This window comes from Caulobacter sp. AP07, from assembly GCF_000281955.1.
Classification (GTDB): Bacteria; Pseudomonadota; Alphaproteobacteria; order Caulobacterales; family Caulobacteraceae; genus Caulobacter.
The window spans coordinates 1-25,713 of the sequence record NZ_AKKF01000128.1; the positions used below are offsets into that span (position 1 = coordinate 1).

At 69.2% G+C, this 25,713-nt stretch carries 26 protein-coding genes and 1 tRNA gene; 19 read left to right on the top strand and 8 right to left on the bottom strand.

What is annotated here, in order from left to right; all coding sequences use genetic code 11:
• Both PMI01_RS08250 and PMI01_RS08255 read right to left on the bottom strand, forming a co-directional pair.
• Nucleotides 1–1,551 (bottom strand): OPT family oligopeptide transporter (locus PMI01_RS08250; RefSeq protein ID WP_007666711.1); only part of this gene is annotated, 1,551 nt, incomplete at its 3' end.
• 184 nt (nt 1,552–1,735) lie between these two features.
• Nucleotides 1,736–2,518 carry a PhoH family protein gene (locus PMI01_RS08255; RefSeq protein WP_085954850.1) on the bottom strand — a complete coding sequence of 261 codons (783 nt, stop codon included), beginning with the start codon at nt 2,516–2,518 and terminating at the stop codon, nt 1,736–1,738.
• Between the two features lie 331 nt (nt 2,519–2,849).
• Between PMI01_RS08255 and PMI01_RS08260 the strand changes: the two genes are divergently transcribed.
• Nucleotides 2,850–3,380, top strand: a complete 531-nt coding sequence (locus tag PMI01_RS08260; RefSeq protein ID WP_007666716.1) for a gamma carbonic anhydrase family protein — start codon at nt 2,850–2,852, stop codon at nt 3,378–3,380.
• Between the two features lie 132 nt (nt 3,381–3,512).
• Here the strand turns inward: PMI01_RS08260 and PMI01_RS08265 are convergent, their stop codons facing one another.
• Entirely contained in the window at nt 3,513–4,127 is a 615-nt protein-coding gene (locus PMI01_RS08265) for a DUF1134 domain-containing protein (protein ID WP_007666718.1), read from the bottom strand.
• Between the two features lie 147 nt (nt 4,128–4,274).
• Between PMI01_RS08265 and lepA the strand changes: the two genes are divergently transcribed.
• The 3 genes from lepA to PMI01_RS08280 are packed head-to-tail and all read left to right on the top strand — an operon-like array spanning nt 4,275 to nt 8,364.
• Complete coding sequence (gene lepA, locus PMI01_RS08270; RefSeq protein ID WP_007666720.1) at nt 4,275–6,083, top strand: translation elongation factor 4; 1,809 nt, start codon at nt 4,275–4,277, stop codon at nt 6,081–6,083.
• 9 nt (nt 6,084–6,092) lie between these two features.
• Nucleotides 6,093–7,727, top strand: coding sequence for an NAD(P)/FAD-dependent oxidoreductase (locus tag PMI01_RS08275; protein WP_007666721.1), 1,635 nt, complete (start codon nt 6,093–6,095; stop codon nt 7,725–7,727).
• A gap of 13 nt (nt 7,728–7,740) precedes the next feature.
• Complete coding sequence (locus PMI01_RS08280) at nt 7,741–8,364, top strand: glutathione S-transferase family protein (protein ID WP_007666724.1); 624 nt, start codon at nt 7,741–7,743, stop codon at nt 8,362–8,364.
• Between the two features lie 6 nt (nt 8,365–8,370).
• Here the strand turns inward: PMI01_RS08280 and PMI01_RS08285 are convergent, their stop codons facing one another.
• On the bottom strand, nt 8,371–9,165 hold the full coding sequence (locus PMI01_RS08285; protein ID WP_007666726.1) for a protein NO VEIN domain-containing protein: 795 nt from the start codon (nt 9,163–9,165) through the stop codon (nt 8,371–8,373).
• A 114-nt stretch (nt 9,166–9,279) separates the two neighbouring features.
• Between PMI01_RS08285 and PMI01_RS08290 the strand changes: the two genes are divergently transcribed.
• From PMI01_RS08290 to PMI01_RS08310, 5 genes are all read left to right on the top strand, one after another.
• Nucleotides 9,280–9,462 (top strand): hypothetical protein, encoded by a 183-nt coding sequence (locus tag PMI01_RS08290; RefSeq protein WP_007666727.1) that lies wholly within the window; start codon nt 9,280–9,282, stop codon nt 9,460–9,462.
• A gap of 53 nt (nt 9,463–9,515) precedes the next feature.
• Nucleotides 9,516–10,079: a hypothetical protein gene (locus tag PMI01_RS08295; protein ID WP_007666729.1), complete on the top strand. Its 564-nt coding sequence runs from the start codon at nt 9,516–9,518 to the stop codon at nt 10,077–10,079.
• Between the two features lie 91 nt (nt 10,080–10,170).
• Nucleotides 10,171–12,276 carry an acylase gene (locus PMI01_RS08300; RefSeq protein WP_007666730.1) on the top strand — a complete coding sequence of 702 codons (2,106 nt, stop codon included), beginning with the start codon at nt 10,171–10,173 and terminating at the stop codon, nt 12,274–12,276.
• A 106-nt stretch (nt 12,277–12,382) separates the two neighbouring features.
• Nucleotides 12,383–12,517 (top strand): entericidin A/B family lipoprotein, encoded by a 135-nt coding sequence (locus PMI01_RS08305; RefSeq protein ID WP_007666732.1) that lies wholly within the window; start codon nt 12,383–12,385, stop codon nt 12,515–12,517.
• Between the two features lie 299 nt (nt 12,518–12,816).
• Nucleotides 12,817–13,230 (top strand): DUF983 domain-containing protein, encoded by a 414-nt coding sequence (locus PMI01_RS08310; protein WP_007666733.1) that lies wholly within the window; start codon nt 12,817–12,819, stop codon nt 13,228–13,230.
• 32 nt (nt 13,231–13,262) lie between these two features.
• On the opposite strand, the gene PMI01_RS08315 is transcribed toward PMI01_RS08310, so the two are convergent.
• Nucleotides 13,263–13,583, bottom strand: coding sequence for a hypothetical protein (locus tag PMI01_RS08315; protein WP_007666735.1), 321 nt, complete (start codon nt 13,581–13,583; stop codon nt 13,263–13,265).
• Nucleotides 13,584–13,713: 130 nt separating this feature from the next.
• Between PMI01_RS08315 and PMI01_RS08320 the strand changes: the two genes are divergently transcribed.
• The 3 genes from PMI01_RS08320 (at nt 13,714) to PMI01_RS08330 (ending at nt 16,472) form a co-directional block, all read left to right on the top strand.
• Nucleotides 13,714–14,088: a VOC family protein gene (locus tag PMI01_RS08320; protein ID WP_007666738.1), complete on the top strand. Its 375-nt coding sequence runs from the start codon at nt 13,714–13,716 to the stop codon at nt 14,086–14,088.
• Between the two features lie 117 nt (nt 14,089–14,205).
• Nucleotides 14,206–15,663 (top strand): MFS transporter, encoded by a 1,458-nt coding sequence (locus PMI01_RS08325; protein ID WP_007666740.1) that lies wholly within the window; start codon nt 14,206–14,208, stop codon nt 15,661–15,663.
• Between the two features lie 74 nt (nt 15,664–15,737).
• A complete protein-coding gene (locus PMI01_RS08330) occupies nt 15,738–16,472 on the top strand; it encodes a DUF599 domain-containing protein (RefSeq protein ID WP_035035378.1) in 735 nt (244 codons plus the stop codon).
• Nucleotides 16,473–16,529: 57 nt separating this feature from the next.
• Here the strand turns inward: PMI01_RS08330 and PMI01_RS08335 are convergent, their stop codons facing one another.
• Entirely contained in the window at nt 16,530–16,877 is a 348-nt protein-coding gene (locus PMI01_RS08335) for an MmcQ/YjbR family DNA-binding protein (RefSeq protein ID WP_007666745.1), read from the bottom strand.
• 25 nt (nt 16,878–16,902) lie between these two features.
• Entirely contained in the window at nt 16,903–17,556 is a 654-nt protein-coding gene (msrA, locus tag PMI01_RS08340; RefSeq protein ID WP_007666746.1) for a peptide-methionine (S)-S-oxide reductase MsrA, read from the bottom strand.
• A gap of 152 nt (nt 17,557–17,708) precedes the next feature.
• Here msrA and PMI01_RS08345 point away from each other — a divergent pair.
• The 3 genes from PMI01_RS08345 to PMI01_RS27020 all read left to right on the top strand — a co-directional run bounded on the left by PMI01_RS08345 (nt 17,709) and on the right by PMI01_RS27020 (nt 19,479).
• Nucleotides 17,709–17,798 (top strand) — tRNA-Ser (locus PMI01_RS08345).
• A 314-nt stretch (nt 17,799–18,112) separates the two neighbouring features.
• Nucleotides 18,113–18,859, top strand: a complete 747-nt coding sequence (locus PMI01_RS08350; protein ID WP_007666748.1) for a prepilin peptidase — start codon at nt 18,113–18,115, stop codon at nt 18,857–18,859.
• A gap of 140 nt (nt 18,860–18,999) precedes the next feature.
• Nucleotides 19,000–19,479, top strand: coding sequence for a calcium-binding protein (locus tag PMI01_RS27020; protein WP_007666749.1), 480 nt, complete (start codon nt 19,000–19,002; stop codon nt 19,477–19,479).
• Between the two features lie 23 nt (nt 19,480–19,502).
• Here PMI01_RS27020 and PMI01_RS08360 read toward each other — a convergent pair whose 3' ends face one another.
• A complete protein-coding gene (locus tag PMI01_RS08360; protein WP_007666751.1) occupies nt 19,503–20,291 on the bottom strand; it encodes an FkbM family methyltransferase in 789 nt (262 codons plus the stop codon).
• 632 nt (nt 20,292–20,923) lie between these two features.
• Here PMI01_RS08360 and PMI01_RS08365 point away from each other — a divergent pair.
• The 4 genes from PMI01_RS08365 to PMI01_RS08380 all read left to right on the top strand — a co-directional run bounded on the left by PMI01_RS08365 (nt 20,924) and on the right by PMI01_RS08380 (nt 25,550).
• The gene (locus PMI01_RS08365; protein WP_007666752.1) at nt 20,924–21,334 is read left to right on the top strand and encodes a GreA/GreB family elongation factor; all 411 of its coding nucleotides are present in this window, start codon (nt 20,924–20,926) and stop codon (nt 21,332–21,334) included.
• 142 nt (nt 21,335–21,476) lie between these two features.
• Nucleotides 21,477–22,766 carry a cytochrome c gene (locus PMI01_RS08370; RefSeq protein WP_007666753.1) on the top strand — a complete coding sequence of 430 codons (1,290 nt, stop codon included), beginning with the start codon at nt 21,477–21,479 and terminating at the stop codon, nt 22,764–22,766.
• 7 nt (nt 22,767–22,773) lie between these two features.
• Complete coding sequence (locus PMI01_RS08375; RefSeq protein ID WP_007666755.1) at nt 22,774–23,238, top strand: (2Fe-2S)-binding protein; 465 nt, start codon at nt 22,774–22,776, stop codon at nt 23,236–23,238.
• Complete coding sequence (locus PMI01_RS08380) at nt 23,235–25,550, top strand: xanthine dehydrogenase family protein molybdopterin-binding subunit (protein ID WP_007666756.1); 2,316 nt, start codon at nt 23,235–23,237, stop codon at nt 25,548–25,550. Before PMI01_RS08375 ends, PMI01_RS08380 begins: the two co-directional genes overlap by 4 nt.
• The last annotated feature ends 163 nt before the right edge of the window (nt 25,551–25,713 follow it).

The following is a 25,713-nucleotide window of genomic DNA, read 5'->3' on the forward strand; positions in this document are numbered from 1 at the left end:
CCCCCCGGGCAGGTCACCGCCGATGGCGCCCTTGGCCAGGGTCGAGATCAGGGTCGCCTGGGGCGCGTTGAGCGGCGTGGCGCCGGCCACGGTGCTGAGGTTGGCCGCGCCGGCGAAGCCGTTCGAACGGTTCAGCAGCTCCAGCACGAAGGGGATGACGATGGCGCCGGCGACGACGCCGATCACCAGGGCCACCTGTTGCTTCCACGGCGTGGCGTCGACCAGCTGGCCGGTCTTCAGGTCCTGCAGGTTGTCGTTGGCGACAACGGCGACGGCCAGCACCACGGTGGTCACGTAGAGGGCGTAGGCCACCAGGGCCTTGGCGATGTCCGGGCCGATCATGCCGCGGCCGATCACCCCGACCATCAGCGAGGCGCCCAGCACGGTCAGGATGGCGATGCCCGACACCGGGCTGTTGGACGAGCCGATCAGCCCGGCCATGTAACCGCAGACGGCGGCGGCCAGCAGGCCGGCGATCACCACGTAGCCGATGCCGATGGCCACCAGCGGCGCGGCCAGGCTGACCAGCGGGCCGCCTTGCAGGAAGTGGGCGAGGAACCAGCCGGCCGGGGCCAGCAGCAGCAGCGACACCAGGCCGACGATGCCGATCGGGACGTCCTGTTCGGTGCGCGGGATGACCGCGCCGCCGACCTTGCGGGCCTTGCTGGCCGCGAACGCCGACTTCAGGCCCGACCAGATCGGCAGGGCCAGCTTGCCCAGGGTCCAGATCGCCGCCGCGCCGATGACGCCCGCGCCGATGAAGCGGACCTCGGTGCGCCAGATGGTGGTGGCGTGCTCGGCGATGCTGGCGCCGGGCATGGGGTGAAGGCTGGTCATGATCGGCACCAGCACGGCCCAGGCGATCGCCAGGCCGGCGAACATCGCCACGCCGACGGTGATGCCCATCAGGTGGCCCGCGCCCATCAGGGCCAGGGAGCTGGAGGCGCCCAGGCCGGTCGCGCCCGCGCCGGCCTTGAAGTAGCCGGCCACCTCGGCGGCGAACACCTTGGCGGCGGCCAGGGCGGCGAACAGCGCCGAGGCGACGGTGCCCGCCACGACCGCGACCAGGCCGGCCTGGCCCTCGGCGGCGCCGGCCCGCGAGCCGGTGCCGACCTTCAGCACCTCGGCGGCGGCGACGCCTTCCGGATAGGGCAGGCTGGAATTGGTCACCAGGGCCCGGCGCAGGGGGATGGTGTACATCACGCCCAGGATGCCGCCGACCACGCAGGCCCCGAAGGTGGCCAGGAACGGTACGTGGGTCCACCAGCCGATCATCAGCAGGCCAGGCAGCACGAAGATCACCGACGACAACGTCCCCGCCGCCGAGGCGATGGTCTGGACGATGTTGTTTTCCTGGATCGTCGCGGTCTGGAAGGCCCGCAGCAGCGCCATCGAGATCACTGCGGCGGGGATCGAGGTCGCGAAGGTCAGGCCCACCTTCAGGCCCAGATAGACCTGGGCGGCGGTGAACACGAGGGTGATGGCGATCCCGAGCAGGACCCCTCGGGTGGTGAACTCCGAACGAGGAGTCGCGGTGGCGTCGGACGACATGCAGGGTCCTAAAACAGTTAAGGCGGCCGGACCTTGCACGTCCGACCGCCCCAAACTCAAGCCTTGTTCCGCATTTTCGCGTTTTGCGGGTCGGCGTTACCCTTGAAATCGCCTTTCGGGAAACGGATCAGAGCACGATAGCCGAAAGTGGATGCCGGTTTCGGCGGCCATCGTGCTCCAAGCCTCAGAGCACGCCCAGCATCTCCGCGACCAGCGGATGGCGGACGATGTCGCGGTCGGCCAGACGGACCACCGCGATGTTGTCGATCGCCTCGAACTTCTCCGCCACGTCGCCCAGGCCGGAGATGCCGGGCAGCAGGTCGGACTGGTTCGGGTCGCCGGTGACCACCATGGTCGAGTTCCAGCCCAGCCGGGTCAGCAGCATCTTCAGCTGCATGTAGGTGCAGTTCTGGGCCTCGTCGATGACCACGAAGGCGTTGTTCAGCGTGCGGCCGCGCATGAAGCCGACCGGCGCGATCTCGATCGCCCCCTCGGCCATCAGGGCGCGCATCCGCTTGACCGACAACCGGTCGCTCATGGCGTCGTAGAGCGGCCGCAGATAGGGGGCCAGCTTCTCCTCCATGTCGCCCGGCAGGTAGCCCAGCGACTCGCCGGCCTCGACGGCGGGACGCGACAGGACGATGCGGCCGACCTTGCCGGCCTCCAGGGCCTCCACGGCCTTGGCGATGGCGATGTAGGTCTTGCCGGTGCCAGCCGGCCCCAGGGCCATGATCAGGTTCTTGTCGTCGATCGCCTCCATGAGGCTCGCCTGGCCTGGCGATTTGGGTTTGATGGTTTTGAGATAGCTCTGGTCGCGTTCCTCATGCCCTGGGCCGCTCAACGGCGACCAGGCGCTGCGATGCTCCACGGGCAGGCGGCGCACCTTGGCGTCGTCGTAATAGCCTGCGTCGTTCGCGCCTTCGCGCACGGTCCGCTTGAGAGCTCGCTTGGTCATGAAAGCCTCCATTCAGGCATGAAAAAAGGACGAAGCCGAATGGCGTCGTCCTTGGAGCAGGTGGGAGGAGATGAGACGGAGGCGCGTGAACGGCCCGGCGGTTCGGAGATGGCTCCGGAGGGGGGAGCCCCTCTGAGCGAAACAAGACGCCGAAACCCCAAAGCCGACACCCATGGTCTCCGTCATCGGGAGGCCGCGACCGGAGATCGGGCGCGGCGGGACACGAGGAGAGAATCAATCCCGATAAGAGAGTGTTCCCCCTCGAATCGCACAAATACAATGGGTGCGACATGGTTTATGAGCCGTTAAGGGCTTGCCTGCTTTTAGAACACGGGGTGTACGGATGACTGTCTATTCCTTGGGCGCCACAGGTCCCTCGCTCCCTCCGGAAGGCGAATATTGGATCGCGCCCAATGCCGCCGTGATGGGCAATGTCATCATGCGCAGGAATTCGAGCATCTGGTGGGGCGCAATAGTTCGCGGCGATAACGATCCGATCGATATCGGCGAGAACAGCAATGTTCAGGACGGCTCAGTACTGCATACCGACGTCGGCAGTCCGCTGACCATCGGGACCAATGTGACGATCGGCCACATGGTGATGCTGCACGGCTGCACGATCGGCGACGGCTCGCTGATCGGCATTGGCGCGATCGTGCTCAATGGGGCGAAGATCGGGAAGAACTGCCTGATCGGGGCCGGGGCGCTGATCACCGAGGGCAAGGAGATCCCGGACAACTCCATGGTCATGGGCGCGCCGGGCAAGGTGGTGCGCGAGATCGGCGAGCAGCACGCGATCGTGCTGCAGGCCTCGGCGCTGCACTATGTGGAGAACTGGAAGCGGTATCGGACGGAGCTCGAGCGGGTGGATTAGGGCGTACTTGCCCCCACCTGACCGCTTCGCGGTCTGTCCGCCCCCATAGGGGGCGGAGCCGAAACTCTTCCCCCCATGGGGGAGGAGCGCCGAAGGCGCGGAGGGGGCAAGTGCGCCGCCCCCTCCGCCCCTCTAGAACGGCAGGATGTTCCGCTGCCGGCTGTAGGCCAGGTAGCCGGCGTTGGCGCCCAGGCGCAGGCCGACGCCGGCCCGGATCGGCGCCAGGGTGATGGTGTCGGCGCGCTGGTAGTTCACGCCCAGGCCGCCGACCAGATAGGCCGTACCCTCGACGCCCGGGAAGCGGCGGAAGATGGCGTCGGGATATTGCAGGTTATAGCACAGGGTGAAGACCCGGCTGGCGTTGCCGCCCCAGTCCCAGCCCACCGACGGCCCCTGCCAGAACACTTCCAGGGTCGGCCGGCCCTTCATGTAGAGCAGGCCCCGGCCGTAGCGCAGGCCCGCGACGAAGGCGCCCGAGCCCTCCTCGCCGGCGATGTAGCCGGTGGGCTGGCCGTTGTCGCGGAACACCCGCTCGACCGCCGCCCCGACCGTCTCGGCCGCCACGCCCAGGAAGTCGGAACCGCTGCGGATGATCTCGTCGGCCGAATAGGTCGCCGCCGCGCCGGTGTCGTAGGCTGGCGCGGCGCCCGTGCCCGGGTCGCCCGGGGGGCGGGTCTGGGCGGTGCTGGCGCAGCCGCCGAGGCCAGCGGTGGCGATGCCCGAAAGGATCAGCTTGCGGCGGTCCATAGGTAACTCTCGTAATTTCCGACAGGCGTCACAGTCGCAAGTCTTTGAGTCGGGTTTGCGGCCTGTAGCTTAATGCGCGGTTAACCATGACCCCGCCCGGGGAGGTTCGCCCTCGCGAAACGTCGCAAATATGCTAGACGCAGCGCCATGAGCTCGACGCCCCTGCACCTGATCCGCAACTTCTCCATCGTGGCCCACATCGACCACGGCAAGTCCACCCTGTCCGACCGCCTGATCCAGGAGACCGGCGGCCTCACCGCGCGTGAGATGACCGCCCAGGTCCTGGACAACATGGACATCGAGAAGGAACGCGGGATCACCATCAAGGCCCAGACCGTGCGTCTGGACTACAAGGCCGACGACGGCCAGACCTACATCCTCAACCTGATGGACACCCCCGGCCACGTCGACTTCGCCTACGAGGTCAGCCGCAGCCTGGCCGCCTGCGAGGGCTCGATCCTGGTCGTCGACGCCTCGCAGGGTGTCGAGGCCCAGACCCTGGCCAACGTCTATTCGGCCATCGACAACAACCACGAGATCGTCCCGGTCCTCAACAAGATCGACCTGCCGGCCGCCGAGCCCGAGCGGGTGCGCGCCCAGATCGAGGACCTGATCGGCCTGGACGCCAGCGACGCGGTGCTGGCCAGCGCCAAGTCGGGCGTCGGCATCCACGAGGTGCTGGAAGCCATCGTCACCCGCCTGCCCGCCCCCAAGGGCGACGAGAACGCCCCGCTCAAGGCGTTGCTGGTCGACGCCTGGTACGACGCCTATCTTGGCGTCGTCGTTCTGGTCCGCGTCTTCGACGGCCGTCTGAAGGCCGGCCAGAAGATCAAGATGATGCAGCACGGCTCGACCCACCTGGTCGACCGGGTCGGGGTCTTCAAGCCCAAGAATACCCCCGTCGAAAGCCTCGGCCCCGGCGAGATCGGCTTCTTCACCGCCCAGATCAAGGAAGTGGCCGACGCCGCCGTCGGCGACACCCTGACCGACGAGAAGAAGCCCACCGAAAAGGCCCTGCCGGGCTTCAAGGACGTCCAGCCGGTCGTGTTCTGCGGCCTGTTCCCGGTCGACGCCGCCGACTTCGAGGACCTGCGCGCCGCGGTCGGCAAGCTGCGCCTCAACGACGGCAGCTTCACCTACGAGATGGAGAGCAGCGCCGCCCTCGGCTTCGGCTTCCGCTGCGGGTTCCTGGGGTTGCTGCACCTGGAGATCATCCAGGAGCGCCTGAGCCGCGAGTTCGACCTGGACCTGATCGCGACCGCCCCCTCGGTGGTCTACAAGATCCACATGCGCGACGGCTCGGAGATCGAGCTGCACAACCCGGCCGACCTGCCCGACCCGATGCACATCGAGAGCATCAGCGAGCCGTGGATCAAGGCCACGATCTTCACCCCCGACGAGTATCTGGGCGGGGTGATCAAGCTCTGCCAGGACCGTCGCGGCGCTCAGCGCGAGCTCTCCTATGTCGGCAACCGCGCCATGGTGGTCTACGACCTGCCGCTGAACGAGGTGGTGTTCGACTTCTACGACCGCCTGAAGTCGATCTCCAAGGGCTATGCCAGCTTCGACTACCAGGTCGAGGACTACCGTCCCGGCGACCTGGTGAAGATGTCGATCCTGGTCAACGCCGAGCCGGTCGACGCCCTGTCGATGCTGGTCCACCGCGACCGCGCCGAAAGCCGCGGCCGGGGCATGTGCGAGAAGATGAAGGAGCTCATCCCGCAGCACATGTTCGTCATCCCCATCCAGGCGGCGATCGGCGGCAAGATCATCGCCCGCGAAACCGTCCGCGCCCTGCGCAAGGACGTCACCGCCAAGTGCTACGGCGGCGACGCCTCGCGCAAGCGCAAGCTGCTGGACAAGCAGAAGGCCGGCAAGAAGCGCATGCGCCAGTTCGGCAAGGTCGAGATCCCGCAGGAAGCCTTCATCGCGGCGCTGAAGATGGACGGGGATTGATCAGGCGCCATGTTGCGCATCGCCAATCTGCAACTGCCGCTGGGCCATCCCCCTGAAGACTTTGCCCCGGCCATCTGCGCACGCCTGGGCATCCCCGCCGACGACCTGATCGACCACGCCGTCGCCCGCCGCGCCCATGACGCGCGCAAGAAGGCGGCGATCCTGATGGTCTATACCGTCGACGTCGCCCTGCGCGACGAGGCCGCCGTGCTGGCGCGGTTCGAAGGCGACAGCCAGGTGCGGCGCACGCCCGACACCGACTATCGGCTGGTCGCTCAGGCGCCGAAGGACTTCGCCGGCCCCCGCCCCGTCGTCGTCGGCGCCGGGCCCTGCGGCCTGTTCGCCGGGCTGATCCTGGCCCAGATGGGCTTCAAGCCGATCATCCTGGACCGGGGCAAGGTGGTGCGCGAGCGGACCAAGGACACCTGGGGCCTGTGGCGGCGGGGCGAGCTGAACCCGGAGTCCAACGTCCAGTTCGGCGAGGGCGGCGCGGGCACCTTCTCGGACGGCAAGCTCTACAGCCAGGTCAAGGACCCCCGCCACCTGGGCCGCAAGGTGCTGGAAGAGTTCGTCAAGGCCGGCGCCCCCGAGGAGATCCTGACCGAGGCCCACCCGCACATCGGCACCTTCCGCCTGGTGACGATGGTGGAGAGTATGCGCGAGACCATCGAGGCCCTGGGCGGCGAATACCGCTGGCGGCAGCGGGTCGACGGGATCGACCTGGAGACGGTCGCCGACGGATCGCGCAGGATCAAGGGCCTGCACCTCTCGACCGGCGGTTATCTGGCGGCCGAACACGTGGTGTTGGCCGTCGGCCACAGCGCCCGCGACACCTTCCAGATGCTGCACGACCAGGGCGTCCACATCGAGGCCAAGCCGTTCTCGATCGGGGTGCGGATCGAGCATCCGCAGTCGTGGATGGACAAGGCGCGGTTCGGGGCCTGCGCGGGCCATCCGGACCTGGGCGCGGCCGACTACAGCCTGGCCCACCACTGCGCCAACGGCCGCACGGTCTACAGCTTCTGCATGTGTCCGGGCGGCACCGTGGTGGCGGCGACCTCCGAGCCCGAGCGCGTCGTGACCAACGGCATGAGCCAGTATTCGCGCAACGAACGGAACGCCAATTCCGGCTTCGTGGTCGGCATCGACCCAGAGCGCGACTATCCGGGCCATCCGCTGGCCGGCATCGAATTCCAGCGCAAGTGGGAGTCCCTGGCCTACGTCGCCGGCGGCTCGACCTACGCCGCCCCGGCCCAGAAGGTCGGCGACTTCATGGCCGGCAAGCCGTCCGAAGCGTTGGGCGTGGTGGAGCCGTCCTACAGGCCGGGCGTCAAGATGACCGACCTGGCCCAATGCCTGCCGCCCTTCGTGATCGAGGCCATGCGCGAGGCCCTGCCGGCCTTCGGTCGCCAGATCGCCGGATACGACCATCCCGACGTGTTGCTGACGGGTGTGGAGACCCGCACCTCCTCGCCGATCCGCATCACCCGCGGCAAGGATTTCCAGAGCCTCAACACCGCCGGCCTGTTCCCGGCCGGCGAAGGCGCGGGCTATGCCGGCGGCATCCTCTCGGCGGCGATCGACGGCATCAAGGTCGCCGAGGCGGTGGCGGCGGCCTATGTTGGAGACACGGCGGCCACCTGAAACGGAGACGTCCATGCTCAAGATCCTCGGCCGCACCTCCTCCCTCAACGTCCGCAAGGTGCTGTGGACCTGCGACGAACTGGGCCTGGCCTATGAGCGCGAGGACTGGGGCGCGGGCTTCGCCTCGACCCGCAGCCCCGAGTTCCTGGCCCTCAACCCCAACGGCCTGGTGCCCGTGCTGATCGACGAGCAGGGCGCGCTCTACGAGTCCAACACCATCTGCCGCTACCTCGCCGCCCGCTACGGCCACGGCCGCCTCCTGCCCGTCGAGCCCCGCCCCCGCGCCGGGGTCGAGCAGTGGATGGACTGGCAGGCCACCGACCTCAACCCGACCTGGGGCTACGCCTTCCTGGCCCTGGGCCGCCCGACCGCCGGCTATGACGACCCCGACAAGATCGCCGCCAGCGTCAGGGCCTGGAACGCCGCCATGGCCATCCTCGACGCCCAGTTGCAGGCCACCGGCGCCCACGCCGCCGGCCACGACTTCAGCCTGGCCGACGTGGTGCTGGGCGTCTCGGTCCACCGCTGGCTGAAGACGCCGATGGCGCGGGCCGACCTGCCGGCGGTCGAGGCCTATTACGCCCGACTGAAGCAACGGCCGGCGTTCGGGCCGTGGGCGCGGGATGACGTGCCGTAGACGCGACTACGCGTCTTCCTGTGGTCCCCGCACCCGGAACACTCGCGCCTCCCGGGCCACGTCGTAGAGGCGGTAGACCACGAAGGCCTCCGGCTGGGCGTGGCGGAGGGCTTCCTCGGCCGGGGTCAGGCGGAAGGGCGTGGCCGCGCCGCCGGTGGTGGTCTTGACGGCGATGCGGCGCGCGGCGCCGGTGCGGCTGAAGCTGAGGAGGTCGCAGCCCTCGTCGGCCGGCGGCAGGGCCAGGCGGACTTCGGCGGCGAGGTCGGGGCGACCGCGCTCGGCCAGGCGGGTCTGCTCGTAGGCCAGGGCGGCGGCGACGCCGATCCGGGTCAGCATCCGGGCCTCGAGGTCGCGTTCGGCGGGGTCGAACCTGGCGATCAGCCGCTGGGCGCGGTCGCCGGGGGCTGTGGGGGCGGCGCGGGGCGGCGCGCCTTCGGCCAGGACGGGCGCGGCGGCGCGGCCCAGCAGGGCGGGCGGCTGGGCCAGGTCCTTGAGCACGGCCGGGCGCGACGACAGGTGGCGGTCGACGGCCTCGACCAGGCTGTCGCCGAAGTCACGGCGCGGCGGATGGTCCTTGAGGGTGGGCAGGCCGATCAGCGACAGGATCGCCGAGATCTCGCCCTGCAGGAAGGTGATCGCCCCGCCCGAACGGTTGGTGACGAAACGCAGGGCCCGCTGGTGGGTGTCCGGATCGTAGACACGGCCGGTCATCGCCTTGTCGAGCATGACGAAATAGTCGCCGACCACCAGGTCCTGCTCGGCCTCGTTCCAGGTTCGTCCGTTGATCGCCAAATCGCCCACGCGGCGACGATGCCCCAGGCGGAGAGTCGGCGCCAGATGGTCCGGCGCCGGATAGGTCGCCAGAGACGTCGCGCGAGGGAGGCGCGTCGCCGCCGACCGTGCTAGAAGGCGCGGATGACCGACCAGCCTGAAAATCCTCCCGAAGTTCCGGGCGAGACCCCGATCCAGCGCGCCCTGCGCCTGAAGAAGGCCGCCCTGGCCGCCAAGCCGAAGCCGCCGCGTGGCGGCAAGTTCCAGCGCGAACAGGCCGCGGCCGCCGCGTCGAACAGCAAGAACAAGCCCTGGATGACGCGGTAGCGGCCCCGACGGCGGCCTTGAGAACGCCGCGCTTTGGCGGCACGGTGACGCTCATGCGCGCCCCCCTCTTCGCCCTGCCCCTCCTCGCCCTGACCCTGGTCGCCGGCCCCGGCCTGGCCCAGACGGCCAAGCCCCGCGAGGAGCCGACGCCGGTCTCGCCGGTCACCGTCATGCCGCCGACCCAGAAGCCCAAGGTGACGGCCACCTGGCCCGCCGCCGGCGAGGCGGTCGCCCCCGGGGTGCTGGTGCTCAAGGTGGTGTTCGACCAACAGATGGCGCCGCGCGACTTTTCCTACGGCCCCGGGGCCGGCGGCGAGACGCCGGAGTGCCTGAAGACCCCGCGCCTGCTGAACGACGCCAGGACCTTCGTGCTGCTGTGCCGGACCCTGCCGGGCAAGACCTATGCGGTGTCGCTGAACAAGGCCCCGAGCGCCGGGGCGGCGGCGGGCGGCTTCGCCAACCTGGCCGAGAACCGCGCCGAGCCGAGCGAGCTGTCGTTCACCACCCTGGCCAGCGACCCGGTCACCAAGCTGCGCGACGCCATCAAGGCCGCGGGGCTGGGCGACATCGACATGCCGGTCGAGGAAGCGCCCCGCCTGGCGGCCGCCAAGCCCTGATCGCCGAGCGGCCTTCCCCAAGGTCCGGCTATCGCCGGAGCCGATCCGCGCCCATCATCGTCGCAAAACAGCGGTACGGGGGCGAAACGTCATGCGATGGATCTTGCGAGGCCTGCTGGCCGTCGCCTGTTTGGCGGTCGTCGCCGTCCTGGGCCTGGTCGGGCTGGACCTCGTCACCCAGCCCCCGAAACCCGACCTCAAGGCGCTGATCGCCCGGGCCGACGCCTATGACGTGCGCATCCGCCGCGACGAATGGGGCGTGCCGCACATTCTGGGCGTCCGCGACGCCGACGCCGCCTTCGGCCTGGCCTACGCCCAGGCCGAGGACGACTTCGCCACCATCCAGAGCGTGGTGCTGGCCACCCGCGGGACCCTGGCCCGCACGGCGGGACCCAAGGCGGCGGTCACCGACTACCTGGTCGGGCTGCTGGACGTCTGGCCGACGGTCGAGGCGGGCTATCCCAAGCTGCCGGCCGACCTGCGGGCCTTGCTCGAGGCCTATGCCGACGGGGTCAACCTCTACGCCGCCCAGCACCCCAAGGCGGTGACGCCGGGCCTGCTGCCGCTGACCGGCAAGGACGTCCTGGCCGGTTTCGTGTTCAAGCAGCCGTTCTTCTACGGCCTGGACGGCGAACTGAAGCGGCTCAACGTGCCGGAGGAGGCCCAGAAGGAGCCGCCCAAGGGCTCCAACGGCCTGGCCATCGCCCCGTCGCGCAACGCCGACGGCGTCACCCGCCTGCTGGTCAATTCGCACCAGCCCTATACCGGCCCGGTCGCCTGGTACGAGGCCGTGGTCGAGAGCGGCGAGGGCTGGCACGTGGCCGGCGGCTTCTTCCCCGGCGCGCCGTTCATGCTGCATGGCCACAACGCCGACCTCGGCTGGGCCAACACCGTCTCCAAGCCCGACCTGTTCGACGCCTATCGCCTGGTCATCAACCCGAAAAACAAGAACCAGTACCGGCTGGACGGCGCCTGGCGCGACTTCCAGCGACACGACGTCAGGATGCGGGTCAGGCTCTGGGGCCCGATCGTCATCCCGGTGACCAAGCCCGCCCTGCGCAGCGTCCACGGCCCGGTGCTGGAGACCCCGCACGGCCTCTACGCCATCCGCTACGCCGGCATGGGCGAATATCGCCAGCCGCTGCAGTACTGGCGGCTGAACAGGGCCCGGACCCTGGCCGAGTGGCGGGCGGGCGTCGCCGTCCACGCCTTGCCCAGCCTGAACTACATCTATGCCGACGGGGCCGGGAACATCGGCTTCGTCCACAACGGCCAGTACCCCAACCGGCGCGAGGGCGTCGACTGGAGCGGCGTGCTGCCGGGCGACCGCTCCGACCTGATCTGGCAGGGCTACCGGCCCGCCTCGACCATCCCGCAGCTGTGGAACCCAAGGTCCGGCTATGTCTACAACTCCAACAACAGCCCGTTCCTGGCCAGCGATCCGGCCGACAACCTCAAGCCCGCCGACTTCCCGGCCAGCCAGGGCCTGCAGACCAACGTCACCAACCGCGCCCTGCGCGTTCAGGAACTGGTCGGCGCCGACCACGCGGTCACCGACCAGGCGTTCCGTCGCTACAAGTTCGACATCACCTACAGCGAGCGCTCGGCCGAGGTGGCCATGGTCCGGCAGGTGACGGCGGTCGACCCGGGCGGCGACGCCGACCTCAAGGCCGCCCAGGCCATCCTGCGCGGCTGGGACCGGCGCACCGACGTCCACAACCGCGCCGCGGCTTTGGCCTCGCTGATGCTCCAGCCGATCCTGGTGGCCCAGAACAACGGCGACCCGGTCCCCGCGCCGCTCGACACCCTGAAGGCGGCGATCATCACGCTGAAGAAGGGCTTCGGCCGGCTGGACCCGGAATGGGGCCAGGTCAACCGCATCCGGCGCGGCAAGGTCGACCTGCCGATCGACGGCGCGGCCGACACCTACCGCTCGGTCTGGGGCGTCCCCCAGAAGGACGGGACCCTGACCGCCGACGCCGGCGACACCTTCATCATGTTCGTCGACTGGGACAAACATGGCGTGGTGCGCTCCGACAGTATCCACCAGTTCGGCTCGGCCACCCTGGACCCGGCCTCGCCGCACTATGCCGACCAGACCCAGCTGTTCGCGACCATGCGCACCAAGCCGGTGCTGTTCACCGAGGCGCAACTTCGGGGGCATGTGCGCGAGGACTACCGGCCGGGAAAGCGGTGACCATGAAACGGCCGGAATCTGACGGGAAACCCCAAGCGTCGTCGCTTGAAAGGCCAAGCTCGACAAGGTTAAGGTCCGCCGCCGTTTCTCCAGCTATGAGCTCCCCATGCGCAAGATCCTGATCCTCGCCACCGTGACCGCCGCCCTGATGGTCTCGGCCTGCAACACCATCGCTGGCGTGGGCCAGGACGTGTCGGCCGCCGGCCGCGCCGTCAGCAACACCGCCAAGGACGCCAAATAGTCGCAGGACCAAGGGTTGCGGACTCCGGCCTATCGGAGTCCGCGAACCTCGGCACAGTTAAGCTAGGTCCGCCCGCGGCGCCGCTGGCCGGCCAATTCTTCAACCTTGACCGCCAGTTACCCACAAATCGGCGAAACATCTGTGGTTAATTTCAACGGAATTCACCCGCTATAGTCGCTCGCCTTGCGGATGAATGCTTAGATATCAACGCTTTCATCTCTACGAAATCTGATTCAAGCCGGCGCATGCGACCGTGCGTCCTCTTTCGCCGGGCCCTCCAGGGGAGCATATGCACGCCAATGAACGAGCAGCCCTCCCCTCAAGCCCAGACCGATCGCGCCAAGACCGGCGCCGTCCTGACCGGCATGAAGCGCGGCGTCCGTCACCGCTGCCCCAACTGCGGCGAGGGCCGGCTGTACACGCGCTACCTGAAGGTCGACCTGGATTGCGAGGTCTGCGGCCATGACCTGGCGCGCTATCCGGCCGACGACGGCCCGGCCTATTTCACCATCCTGATCGTCGGCCACCTGTTCGTGGCCCCGCTGCTGCTGTTCCCGTTCATCTGGAAGATGTCGCCGACCCTGGTGGTGCCGCTGACCGTCCTGCCGCTGGCCGGCCTGACCCTGGTGTTGCTGCCCCGCGTCAAGGGCGCGGTGATCGGCGCCCTGTGGGCCATGGGCCTGCGCAAGGCCGAGGATTGCCCGAGCGGCTAGGGCGGGGACCCGCAAGTTCGCGGTCGAGAAACTTAGGCCGGCGGCCCGCTGGGCGTGGCCTGGGATTTCCGTGCGCGCAGAAAAGCCAGGTTCTTGCGGATGTACTTGAGGCCGCCCCTCACCATCACCAGGCTGAAAAAGACCAGCATCAAGCCATTCGAGATTCCCCCGAGCGAACTCAACGCCTTGCCGCCCGGGTCCGCCATCACGCCGGCCAAGTCCTCCAGATGCAGGAGGGCCTGCCACAACAGGAAGCCTGGAAAGGCGCAGCCGAGCAGGGCTATCATCGCGCCATTGAGCAGGCCCGCGCTGATATCCTCTATGCTGACAGGGCTCTCGCCGGCTTCGATCATGATGCGATCCTAACCACGCGCTTGCCCACGCGCCAAGGCGTCGAGGCGCTGGCCGACCAGCGTCCCACCACGTTGCCTCCCCGCCCCGACGTGATAGCGTTCGGCAAAACAACGCACGGGAGGATGGCGCTTGGCCAAGGTCGGTTATTTCACGGTGGGGTCCAACAGGCTCGAAGAGGCCAAGGCCTTCTACGACGCGCTGCTCGGCTCGATCGGCATGGCGTCGGTGCACGAGCACGCCTCGGGCGGCCGGCTCTATCGCGGCAAGGGCACGGGACTGTTCGGCGTGCTGGGGCCGTATGACGGCAATCCGGCCTGCATCGGCAACGGATCGATGGGCGGCTTCGCCTTCGACACCGTCGAGGAGGTCGCGGCCTTCCACGCCAAGGCCCTGGAACTGGGCGCAACGTGCGAGGGCGCTCCAGGCGAGCGGATGCCCGGCGTCTATTTCGCCTATTTCCGCGACCTCGATGGCAACAAGCTCTGCGGCTACAGGTTCGGCTGACGGGCCTGGGGACACGCGCCTGCGCGTGTCCCCAACCGCGTCGCGCGTCCCCGCCCCCATTCCTTGGCGATCGATGTTCGCCTAAGGTCGCGGCAAGATCAGAGTCGCGGGGGCAACATGACCGACACCACCATGCCGGCGGCTACCGCCGCGTCTCCCTCGGCCCCCATGAGCGCCTGGCGGCGCACCCGGGCCATCCTCGGCGGCTCGGCCGGCAACCTGGTCGAATGGTACGACTGGTTCGCCTACGCCGCCTTCTCGATCTATTTCGCCAAGATCTTCTTCCCCAAGGGCGACCAGACCGCCCAGCTGATGCAGACGGCCGCGATCTTCGCCGTCGGCTTCGGGGCCCGCCCGGTCGGCGCCTGGCTGATGGGGCTCTATGCCGACCGCAAGGGCCGCAAGGCCGGCCTGACCCTGGCGGTCGGGCTGATGTGCGCCGGCTCGCTGGTCATCGCCCTGTGCCCCGGCCACGCCGCGATCGGCGACGCCGCCCCGGTGATCCTGCTGCTGGCCCGCCTGCTGCAGGGCCTGTCGGTGGGCGGCGAGTATGGGGCCAGCGCCACCTATATGAGCGAGATGGCCGGCAAGCAGCGCCGCGGCTTCTGGTCCAGCTTCCAGTACGTGACGCTGATCATGGGCCAGCTGGTGGCGGCCCTGGTGCTGGTGATCCTGCAGAACACCCTCGACAAGCAGCAACTGGCCGACTGGGGCTGGCGCATCCCGTTCTTCGTCGGCGCGGCCCTGGCCGTGGTGGTGTTCTGGATCCGCACCGGCATCGAGGAAAGCGTCTCGCACCAGAACGTCACCCGGCACGACCCCATCAGCACCCGGCAGGTGGCCAGCGTCGGCGGGTTGCTGCTGGCGACCGTGGCGGCGATGATCGTCGGCTTCACCGCCTGGAGCTTCGCCGGCGCGGCCCAGGGCGCGTCCGTGGTGCTGCTGCTGCTGACCTATGTGGCCCTGGCCGCGCCGCTGGTCTCGCGCCATCCCAAACAGACCCTGGCGATCATCGGCCTGACCGCCGCCGGCTCCTTGGCCTTCTACGCCTACACCACCTACATGCTGAAGTTCCTGACCAACACCGCCGGCTTCTCCAAGGCCACGGCGGGGGCGATCAACCTGGCCACCCTGGCCGGCTTCATGCTGGTCCAGCCGCTGTTCGGCTGGCTGTCTGACAAGCTGGGGCGCAAGACCATGCTGGTCTTCGCCTTCGGGGTGGGGGCCCTGATCGCCTGGCCGGTGTTCACCCTGACCGCCAAGGCCGCCAGCCCGCAGATCGCCTTCGGCCTGATCTTCGCCGCCCTGGTCGTGCAGTCGGGCTACACCTCGATCAGCGCCGTGGTGAAGGCCGAGCTGTTCCCCACCCATGTGCGCGCCCTGGGCGTCGCCCTGCCCTACGCCATCGGCAACGCCGCGTTCGGCGGCACCGCGGAATATGTCGCGCTGTGGTTCAAGCGCGAGGGGATGGAAAGCGGCTTCTACCTCTATGTATCGGCGATCATGGCCGTCGGCCTGGTCGTGGCCCTGCTGCTGCGCGACACCGGCAAGCACAGCCTGATCCTCGAGGACTGATACCGGTCGCACGCCCCTTTCATCGACTCTCGTTCCAGACTTAAGCTCACCCCATGCACGCCCTGTCCCTGCCCTTGCCGATCCTCGACATCGTCGTCCTGGCGTTCTTCATCTTCTGCTGGCTGTTCTACGAGCCGCTGCTGAAGCGGCTGGGCCATGCGCGCAACGTCATCAACACCGACATGACGGTGATCCGCCGGCGCTGGATGGCCGAGATGGCGGTGCGCGAGATCGCCCTGCTGGACGGCCAGCTGCTGGGCCACGCCATCAACTCCGCCTCGTTCTTCGCCTCGTCCAACCTGATCCTGATCGCCGCCGCGGCCGGGGTGCTGTTCGGCGGCGACAGCGCCTGGAAGAGCATCGAGAACATCGCCGGCCTGGCGCCGGCCTCGTCGCAGCTGTTCCAGATCAAGCTGGGCCTGGTGCTGATCGCCCTGGCCCGGGGCCTGCTCGACTTCATCTGGGCGATCCGCCAGATGAACTATTGCCTGGCCGCCATCGGGGCGACGCCGATGTGGGCGCCGCGCGCGGTGCTGGAAGACTATGCCGAGGCCGCCGGCGGCATCCTCAACCCGGCCCTCTCGGCCTTCAACGCCGGGGTGCGGGGCTACTACTTCGCCCTGGCGGCGGCGGCCTGGGTGCTGGGCCCGATCCCCTTCGCGGTCGCCACGGGCGGCGCCATGGCCCTGCTGCTCTGGCGCCAGCGCCGCAGCGCCGCCTCGGCCGCCGTGCGCAAGATCCGCGAGATCCTCGAGCGCCAGCCGGTGACGACGGGACCGCACATGCCCAAGCACGACGAGGTGGCCTAACAACCCCTGTCGGATCGGCGCGCCGCGCGCTTGTCCGGGATGCCTGCCGAGTGCGAGCTACAGCCCCAGCTCCGCCCGCGCCTTGCGGGTCAGCTTGGCGGCGATCAGGCCGTGGGCGGTGTGCAGCCAGTCGGTGACCTCGGCGTCGTCCTGGGCGGCCAGGTCGTCGAAGTACAGCCACTTGGCGCGGGCCAGATAGGGGGCGGGCACGGCCTGGCCGGTCTCGCTCAGCACCTCGAACGCCACGTCCGAGGCCTTCAGCGAGAAGCCGTTGCGCCCGACCGCCCCGCCCATCACGGCGAACATCTTGCCGCCCACCTTGTAGACGTGGTCGTCGCCCCACTGGATGGTCATGGTCGCGCCCGGCAGGGCCAGGCACGCGGCGTCGAAGGCTTCGGGGGTCATGCGGTTTCCTGCGGGATGAGCGGAGCTAAACCTCTACCCCAGTACCGATCGGACATGCCACGCCCGTTCCGCCGACGCCGCAATGGCCGTCCGGGTTCTTGGCCAGATATTGCTGGTGATGGTCTTCGGCGAAGAAGAACGGGCCGGCCGCGCCGATCTGCGTGGTGATCGTCCCCAGCCCCTTGGCGTTCAGCGCCTGCTGGTAGGCCTCCTTCGACGCCACGGCCGCGGCGGCCTGGGCGTCGGAGGTCACGTAGATCCCCGAGCGGTACTGCGTGCCGATGTCACCGCCCTGGCGCATGCCCTGGGTGGGGTCGTGGTGCTCCCAGAACGTCTTGAGCAGGGTCTCGTAGCTGACGGACCTCGGATCGAAGACGACCTGCACCACCTCGGCGTGGCCAGTGCGGCCGCTACAGACCTCCTCATAGGTCGGGTTGGGCGTGATCCCCGCCGCGTAGCCGGCGGCGGTGACCTGGACGCCCGGAACCTTCCAGAAGACCCGCTCCACGCCCCAGAAACAGCCCATGGCGAACACCGCGATCTCCGTCCCGTCGGGATAGGGCCCCTTCAGCGGATGGCCGTTGACGAAATGGGTCCGGGCCGTGGGGATGGCGGCCGCCCGCCCCGGCAGGGCGGTATCGACGGTGGGCAGGTCCAGGGTTTTCCTGGTCAACGGCATGGCCTGGCCTCGATGAGCAGCGCACCGGTCAATATAAGTCGCCGACGGCCACGTTTCACCCTGCAAGGCGGCTTGTGCCCGCAACCTTCCTGAGTATATTGCGCCCCTTCCTGCGTCGGGGGCTTCAACCGCCTTCTACATCTGGTGCGCATGGTGAGGTGGCCGAGTGGTTGATGGCGCACGCTTGGAAAGCGTGTTTAGGTGAAAGCCTAACGAGGGTTCGAATCCCTCTCTCACCGCCACCGCCACCGCCCCGCCGCGGACGACCGTACCTCGCACAACACCACCGCGCTTGGCGGATGGCGCCACATCTCGTAGCCAGACTGCATTGCCCACGACGCGATAGCGACCTTCGCCCAAAGGGAAGGCCAGGACGTCAACCGACGCCGGAAATCCGCCCGTCCTTCGGCGCCCATCTTGTCCCGATCACCGCGGCGACGGTCCCGGCGACGACAATCCTTGAGCGGCCACTGCCGCCGTGACGCACGGCCGTCACAGGCAAGCCCCTATTGTCGCGTGGCTGCAGCGAGATCGGATTTCCGCGTTGAACCCTGACATGTTCTGGACCCTCTTCTCCCTGGCGGCGGCGCCGTTCGTGGGCAGTTTCATTGGCCTGCTGACGCTTCGCCTGCCCGCCGGCCGCCGATGGATCGCGACCCGGTCGGCCTGCGACGCCTGCCACCGCCGACTGGGCCCGCTGGATCTGATTCCGATCGTCAGCTTCCTGGGATTGCGGGGGCGCTGCCGAACCTGCCGGGCCGCCATCCCGATCCGGTATCCTCTTCTGGAAACGGCCGCCCTCGGCGTCGCGGCCTGGAGCGCGCTGGCGCAATCGGGGGCCATGGTCCCGGTGACGGCCATCTTCGGCTGGGGCCTGTTGGCGGTCGCAGTGATCGACGCCGAGAACCTCTGGCTGCCGGATGTCCTGACCCTGCCGCTGGGCGCGGCCGGCTGGGCTTTCACGGTGTCACTGGGCCTCAGAACGCCCCTCGCGCCGCTGATCGGCGCCGCGGCCGGCTACGGAGCGCTCGCTCTGGTCGCCTTCGTCTACAAGGCCCTTCGCGGCCGGCCGGGCCTTGGCGGCGGTGACCCATTCCTGCTGGGCGCGATCGGCGCCTGGGTCGGCTGGCGGGGATTGCCGACAGTGCTGCTGTGGTCCTGCGGCGTGGGCCTGGCGATCGCGGCGATCATCAGCCTGGCGCGCCGCCGGCTGGACCTGGCCCGCCCCCTGCCCTTTGGAACCTTCCTGGCCGTCGGCGCCTGGCTGACCTGGCTTCTGGGGCCGTCGCCGGGCGCTTCCTGAAGACGTCGACGACCATCGACTTCAAAGAGACCGTCGACTTTTATGAAGAAAATTTCTCAATTCATACTCTTCTGACCACAAATTGTTTGAGGTATTAAATCATCGGGCACGGGGCTTGCGGCTATTTTAGGAAATACGCCATGAGCTACGCAAATGGTACTGCCGGCGATGATCAGGTTATCCTCGGAACCACTCTGACTCCGTCGAACATCTACAACGCTCAAGCGGGCAACGATACTGTCATCGGCTCCGCGGGTTTCAATCTGATCCTGGGCGGCGACGGCGATGATCACCTGGACGGCCGTGGCGGCAGCGACGTCATCCTGGGCGGAAACGGCGCGGACGTGATCCGTGGCGGCGCCGGGCTGGACATCGTCTCCGGCGACACCGGCAACGACACCTTCGTCTTCCACGCCGGCGACCTGTCGGGCTCGATCTTCGCGCCCGAGGTGATCCTCGACTTCCACGGCGCGGGCAACACCACGGGCGCGGACCACGACGAGACGCTGCGCAACTATTGCAGCCGCGGCGCGATGCTGCGGGACGGCGAGCTGCATTTCTACGACACGATCGACGAAGCCCTGGAGGCGCATCACGCCGCCCAGCGGGCGGCGGCCTGAAGCCGGCGCGGTCGCTGCGCCCCTCATCGGCGCAGCACCAGCATCTGGTCCTCGACCGCCGAGGCGGCGAGCACCTCCGCCTTGGTCACCGCCCGCAGGCCGCTTCGGGGATCGGCGAGCGCCAGCGAAAAGCCCGCCCCCAGGATCTGATCCAGGAACCCACCCGGATCGGCGTAGCGGACGGAGGTGAACTCGAGGATCACCGACATCGGGCGACCCTGCCCAAGAAGCCGCTCCATGCCGCGCCAAATCGCCAGTTCCGAGCCCTCGGCGTCGATCTTGACGACGTCGACATGCGGAATTTCGGCGAAACCGTCGAGACGTCGCGCGCGCAGGCCGCCGTCGTCGGCCGCGCGGTCGATCAGCGCCACATGACCGCCACCCGGCCGCCGAGGCGGCACGATCAGCCGCACCGGCAGATCGTCCTGGTCCAACAGCGGCCAGGCGTGGGCGCTCACGGTCGGCTCGAAGCCGTTGGCCCTGACCGAGCGCGACAGCCGCTCGCGCAGGGCGGGGTTGGGCTCGAAGGCGTGCACCCGACCGGCCGTCCCCGCGAGGTCGGCCATCAGCAAGGTGTAGTAGCCCAGGTGCGCGCCCACATCGATGCAGACCATTCCGGGCTTCACCAGGTCCGCCACGACCCGCGTGACCCAGATCTCCCAATAGCCGTCCAACAGCAGGTGGGCCGAAAGATCGTCGTCGCGGGTGTCGACAAACATCTTGTAGCGCCCCAGCACCCGGCAAAGCGCCGTCTCGTCGCCAAGATAGGCGCTGGCGCAAAGGCCGCGGATCGCGGCCTCGGCCTGGGCCAACGACGCATCGTTCAGCCGACGAAGATCAAAAGGCGGAGCCGACCGATGCGCCAGCGCCTCGCCCCTCCGCCCAAAAGCCTGACCACCCGCCCCAAACACCCTGGAAACCGTCTCGACTGAGAGGCGCGGAAGGACGCCACGCACGGCGTCGACATGACGCATCGTGGGCAGAGAAGGCCTCGAACGGCCGATCCGCGCACCTGTGGTTTTCCACAGGATGGGCGGCGCGAGGCGCCGCTCGCCAGCCTCGCACGGCGCCCCGATTTGACATTGGTGGCCCCAGCCCCCATCTTACAGTCACCATGCGCCGGTTCATGACCTTTTCGAATGGACTGAACCGCGCCGGACGCCTGATCAAAGGCCTCTGACCCCCGAGTTCGCGCCATGCGCAAACCAGAACTCGGGGCGACACTGAAAATCCACATGGCTCGTCTTTCCAGGATCGACCGCTAGACGGTCGGCGTCGGCTCACGCCACGCTTGATCCTGATGAAAAGCGCCGTGTTCTTTCCTTGAGAGCCCCGCATCGGACGAAACGCTCGCGCCACAGGGCGCGCGCCCTATCGAGCCTGCATGGACCCGCCTTCCAGAAGAAGCGCCGGGCCAGGCTCAAGCAAAACCTAGAAAGCCAACATGACGACCGTTTCCACTCAAACCCTTACCCCCCAGGCCCGCCCCACGATCTACGTGACCGAGGCCGATTTCGAGATCCTCTCCAACCTGGCCGACGCCACCGCCGGCCGCGCGCCGGGCGGCCGCGTCCTGGCCGAGGAGATGGCCCGCGCCCTGATCGTCGAGCCCGGCGAGGCGCCGCGCCCGTTCGCCCGCATCGGCTCGACTATCGACTACCAGGACCTGTCCAACGGCCAGACCCGCAAGGTTCGCCTGAGCCTGCCGCGCGACGCCAGCATCGACGACAACCGCATCTCGGTGCTCTCCCCGGTGGGCGCCGCCCTGGTCGGCATGACCGCCGGCGAGACCTTCCAATGGACCGACCCCGAGGGCCGGGCCCGCGGCGTCCGCGTCCTGGCCATCAAGGCCTAGGACGGGTCGACCGCTCCAGACGCTATCGACTCGCAAGTCGCCCGCCAGCCTTGCGCCACCCCGGCTTTGATCCCAATCTCACCGGCATCTGGCCCTGTTGCTGACGCGCCAGCCGTCACGCGGGACCGCCGGGAGTGGCGCCGTGTTGAAACGTCTCCTCGTCGGATTGCTCGCGGCGGTGGTCGTGGCAAGTGTCGGTTTCGCCGCCCTCGCCTGGCGCCCTTCCATCGGAAAGGTCAGCCCGCCGGCGGCCTCCAGCTTCTCGCCGGAACTGGTGGCGCGTGGCGAGGTCCTGGCCGGGGCCGGCTACTGCGCGACCTGCCACACCGCCAAGGGCGGCCAGCCGTTCGCCGGCGGCTATCCGATGCACACCGGCTTCGGCACGATCTACTCGACCAACATCACCCCCGACGCCAAGACCGGCATCGGGACCTGGTCGGAGGCGGCGTTCCGGCGGGCGATGCACCAGGGCGTGGCCCGCGACGGCTCGCACCTGCTGCCGGCCTTCCCCTATGACCACTTCACCCGGCTGACCGACGCCGACGTCTCGGCGCTCTACGCCTACATGATGACCCGGCCGGCGGTCGTCGCTCCGGACAGGCGCAACGGCATTCCCTTCCCGCTCAACATCCGCGCGCTGCAAGCCGGCTGGAAACTGCTGTTCTTCCGGCCCGGCCGCTTCGAACCGGCCCCAGCCAAGAGCGCCGAATGGAACCGCGGGGCCTATCTGGCCCAGGGCGTCAGCCACTGCGGCGCCTGCCACACGCCGCGCGGGGCCCTGGGGGCCGAGAAGCGCGACAAGGCCTTCGCCGGGGCGGCGATCGACAACTGGATCGCCCCGCCCCTGACCGCCGCCAACCCCTCGCCGGCCCCATGGGACCAGGCCGAGCTGGCGACCTATCTGCGCACCGGCGTCAGCCGCTACCACGGCGTGGCCGCCGGGCCGATGGGGCCGGTGGTCCACGACGGCCTGGTCAAGCTGCCCGACGCCGACATCCGGGCCCTGGCGGTCTATTTCGCCGACACCGACGGCGCCGCCGGCCGGACCGCCAGCCTCGCCCCGGCCCTGCAAAGGGCGGCGGCCGCCGATCGCCTGAACGTCGGGCCGCAGGCCGACCCGTCCGCCCGGCTGTACACCGCCGCCTGCGCGTCCTGCCACTATAACGGAGCCGGCCAGCCGAACCCGCTGCGGCCGGACCTGGCCCTGAACAGCGCCGTCAACCTGGACGACCCGACCAACCTGGTCCGCGTCGTGCTGCACGGCGTCGGGGCCAGGGAGGGCGCGCCGGGCGTGGTGATGCCCGCCTTCGACCGCCTCAGCGACGCCGACGTCGCGCGGCTGGCGACCTATCTGCGCGCCACCCGCACCGACAAGCCCGCCTGGCCGAACCTGGAAAAGAAGGTCGCGGCGATCCGCGCGCAGGGAAAGTGACCCAGCCATGACCCAGTTCACGATCAACGGCCGCGCGGTCTCCATCGACGCCGACGAGGACACGCCCCTGCTGTGGGTGATCCGCGACGACATCGGCCTGACCGGCACCAAGTTCGGCTGCGGCATCGGCATGTGCGGGGCCTGCACGGTCCATGTCGGCGGCCGGGCGACACGGTCCTGCATCACCCCGCTCGGCGCCGTTGACGGGGCCGAGGTGACGACGATCGAGGGCCTGGACCCGGCCGGCCAGCATCCGGTGCAGCAGGCGTGGCTGGACCTGCAGACGCCGCAGTGCGGCTACTGCCAGTCGGGCCAGATCATGCAGGCGGCGGCGATGCTCAAGGACTTCCCCGCCCCCACCGACCAGGACATCGACGCGACGATGAGCGGCAACCTCTGCCGCTGCATGACCTATGTCCGCATCCGGGCGGCCATCAAGCAGGCCGCCGCGGCGATGGGAGCCAAGTCATGAGCCGCCTGCCGCCCAAGGGTGAGACCGGCAGCTTGCTGTCGCGGCGCAATTTCCTGGTCGCTTCGACGGGCGCGGGCCTGGCCTTCGGCTTCTCGGCCCTGGTCGAGGCGGCGATGGACCCCGCCGTGCCTGGCGGCCCGCCCGCGCCCCCCACCGGTCCCCGCTTCGAGCCCACCCTGTGGTTCGCCATCGACGGCGACGGGATCGTCACCGTCAACATCATCCGCGCCGAGATGGGCCAGCACGTCGGCGCCGCCCTGGCCCGCATCCTGGCCGACGAACTGGAAGTGGCCTGGGACAAGGTGCGCATCGTCCACGTCGACACCGACCCCAAATGGGGCCTGATGGTCACCGGCGGCAGCTGGTCGGTGTGGCAGACCTTCCCGATCTTCAGCCAGGCCGGGGCGGCCGGGCGGATCGCCCTGGTCGAGGCCGGGGCCAAGCTGCTGAACGTGTCGCCGACCGGCGGCGCGGCGCGGGACGGCATGGTGCATGTCGGCGGCCGCTCGATCTCCTACGGCGACATCGTCAAGCGCGGCGGCGTCGCCCGCCGGTTCACGCCCGAGGAGCTGGCCAAGCTGCCGATCAAGCCGGCGGCCGACCGCAAGCTGATCGGCAAGCCGGGTAGGGCCCCCGACATCGCCGCGAAGACCAACGGCACGGCGGTCTACGGTATCGACGCCAAGGTCCCGGGCATGGTCTATGCCCGCCCCAAGCTGCCGCCCACCCGCCAGGGCTCGAAGGTGCTGTCGGTCGACGACGGCGCGGCCAAGGCGGTCAAGGGCTACCTGCGCTGCCTGACGATCGACGACCCGTCCGACACCGTACCCGGCTGGGTGCTGGTGATCGCGCAAAGCTATCCCGCCGCGATCCGCGCCGCCGACCTGGTCAAGGTCAGATGGGCCGCCGGCCCGGGCGCCGACGTCTCGGAAAAGGGCCTGCAGGACCATGCCACCAGCCTGATCGCCAAGGCCGACGGCGGCGCCCTGCTCGACAACAAGACCCCTGACCCAGCCGTGGCCTTCAAGGCCGCCAGGTCGGTGCTGGAACAGACCTACACCACCGCCACCGTCCTGCATTTCCAGCTCGAGCCCCTGAACGCCCTGGCCTTCGAGAAGGACGGGGTGATGGAGATCCACACCGGCAACCAGTGGCAGAGCCTGATCCTGCCGACCCTGGCCAAGGCCCTGGGCCGGGCCGAGACCAGCATCGTCATGCGCACCTACATGCTGGGCGGCGGCTTCGGCCGGCGGTTGAACGGCGACTACGCCGTGCCCGCCGCCCTGGCGGCCAAGGCCCTGGGCAAGCCGGTGAAGATGGTGCTGACCCGCGAGGACGACGTCCGCTTCGACTCCGTCCGCTCGCCCTCGGTCCAGACCCTGCGCATGGCCTTCGACGGAGCCGGCGCGGTCACCGCCATGGAGCACCACGCCGCCGCCGGCTGGCCGACCCTGGCCAACGCCCCGGCCCTGATGCCCAAGGGCAAGAACGGCGTGGCCTACGACCCCTTCGCCATTTCCGGGGCCGACCACTGGTACGAGGTCGGCGCCCACAAGGTCCGGGCGATCAACAACGACCTGGCCAACAGCACCTTCCGGCCCGGCTGGCTGCGTTCGGTCGGGCCCGGCTGGACCAACTGGGCGCTGGAAAGCTTCATCGACGAGGCCGCCCACCACCTGAAGGCCGACCCGGTGGCCCTGCGCCTGAAGCTGCTGACGGGCGCGGGCGCCAACGCCGGCGGCGACGCCAGCACGGTCGGCGGGGCCAAGCGGCAGGCCGAGGTCGTGCGCCGCGCCGCCCAGGCCGCCGGCTGGGGCCAGGCCCTGCCCAAGGACACCGGCCTGGGCCTGGCCACCAGCTTTGGCCAGGAGCGCGACATGCCCACCTGGGTGGCCTGCGCCGCCCGCGTGAAGGTCGACCGCGCCACCGGCGTGGTCACGGTCCAGAAGCTGACGGTGGTGACCGACGCCGGGACGATCGTCGACCCCGACGGGGCCCGGGCCCAGACCGAGGGCGCGAGCCTGTGGGGGCTGAGCATGGCCCTGCACGAGGGCACGGCGTTCGAGAACGGCCAGGTCAAGGACGTCAACCTCGACACCTACACGCCGCTGCGCATCGCCGACACGCCGGAGTTCGACATCCAGTTCGTCGACAGCACCCAGGTCCCGGTGGGCCTGGGCGAGCCGGCCACCACGGTGGTCGCCCCGGCCATCGCCAACGCCATCTTCAACGCGGTCGGCGTCCGCCTGCGCCACATCCCGATCACGCCCGAGGCCGTGCGCGCGGCTTTGGCGGCGGGCAAGCCGGCTTAGACGCGGATGCTCCGAGGCCTCCCAAAGGGTTGTCATCCCGGAAGCGCGTAGCGCTGTCCGGGACCCAGGGCCGGCGCAGTGCGGTGGCCCCTGGGTCCCGGCTCTGCGGTCCGCTACGCGGCCCTACGGCCGGGATGACAACAGGGGGTGCGAACCGCCTCGC

Bases quoted from the DNA above. Each gene is read 5' to 3' on its own strand.
- PMI01_RS08255 (WP_085954850.1), bottom strand. From the start codon at position 2,518: ATGGAGGCTTTCATGACCAAGCGAGCTCTCAAGCGGACCGTGCGCGAA.
- PMI01_RS08260 (WP_007666716.1), top strand. From the start codon at position 2,850: ATGACTGTCTATTCCTTGGGCGCCACAGGTCCCTCGCTCCCTCCGGAA.
- PMI01_RS08265 (WP_007666718.1), bottom strand. From the start codon at position 4,127: ATGGACCGCCGCAAGCTGATCCTTTCGGGCATCGCCACCGCTGGCCTC.
- lepA (WP_007666720.1), top strand. From the start codon at position 4,275: ATGAGCTCGACGCCCCTGCACCTGATCCGCAACTTCTCCATCGTGGCC.
- PMI01_RS08275 (WP_007666721.1), top strand. From the start codon at position 6,093: ATGTTGCGCATCGCCAATCTGCAACTGCCGCTGGGCCATCCCCCTGAA.
- PMI01_RS08280 (WP_007666724.1), top strand. From the start codon at position 7,741: ATGCTCAAGATCCTCGGCCGCACCTCCTCCCTCAACGTCCGCAAGGTG.
- PMI01_RS08290 (WP_007666727.1), top strand. From the start codon at position 9,280: ATGACCGACCAGCCTGAAAATCCTCCCGAAGTTCCGGGCGAGACCCCG.
- PMI01_RS08295 (WP_007666729.1), top strand. From the start codon at position 9,516: ATGCGCGCCCCCCTCTTCGCCCTGCCCCTCCTCGCCCTGACCCTGGTC.
- PMI01_RS08300 (WP_007666730.1), top strand. From the start codon at position 10,171: ATGCGATGGATCTTGCGAGGCCTGCTGGCCGTCGCCTGTTTGGCGGTC.
- PMI01_RS08305 (WP_007666732.1), top strand. From the start codon at position 12,383: ATGCGCAAGATCCTGATCCTCGCCACCGTGACCGCCGCCCTGATGGTC.
- PMI01_RS08310 (WP_007666733.1), top strand. From the start codon at position 12,817: ATGAACGAGCAGCCCTCCCCTCAAGCCCAGACCGATCGCGCCAAGACC.
- PMI01_RS08315 (WP_007666735.1), bottom strand. From the start codon at position 13,583: ATGATCGAAGCCGGCGAGAGCCCTGTCAGCATAGAGGATATCAGCGCG.
- PMI01_RS08325 (WP_007666740.1), top strand. From the start codon at position 14,206: ATGACCGACACCACCATGCCGGCGGCTACCGCCGCGTCTCCCTCGGCC.
- PMI01_RS08335 (WP_007666745.1), bottom strand. From the start codon at position 16,877: ATGACCCCCGAAGCCTTCGACGCCGCGTGCCTGGCCCTGCCGGGCGCG.
- msrA (WP_007666746.1), bottom strand. From the start codon at position 17,556: ATGCCGTTGACCAGGAAAACCCTGGACCTGCCCACCGTCGATACCGCC.
- PMI01_RS08350 (WP_007666748.1), top strand. From the start codon at position 18,113: ATGTTCTGGACCCTCTTCTCCCTGGCGGCGGCGCCGTTCGTGGGCAGT.
- PMI01_RS27020 (WP_007666749.1), top strand. From the start codon at position 19,000: ATGAGCTACGCAAATGGTACTGCCGGCGATGATCAGGTTATCCTCGGA.
- PMI01_RS08365 (WP_007666752.1), top strand. From the start codon at position 20,924: ATGACGACCGTTTCCACTCAAACCCTTACCCCCCAGGCCCGCCCCACG.
- PMI01_RS08375 (WP_007666755.1), top strand. From the start codon at position 22,774: ATGACCCAGTTCACGATCAACGGCCGCGCGGTCTCCATCGACGCCGAC.
- PMI01_RS08380 (WP_007666756.1), top strand. From the start codon at position 23,235: ATGAGCCGCCTGCCGCCCAAGGGTGAGACCGGCAGCTTGCTGTCGCGG.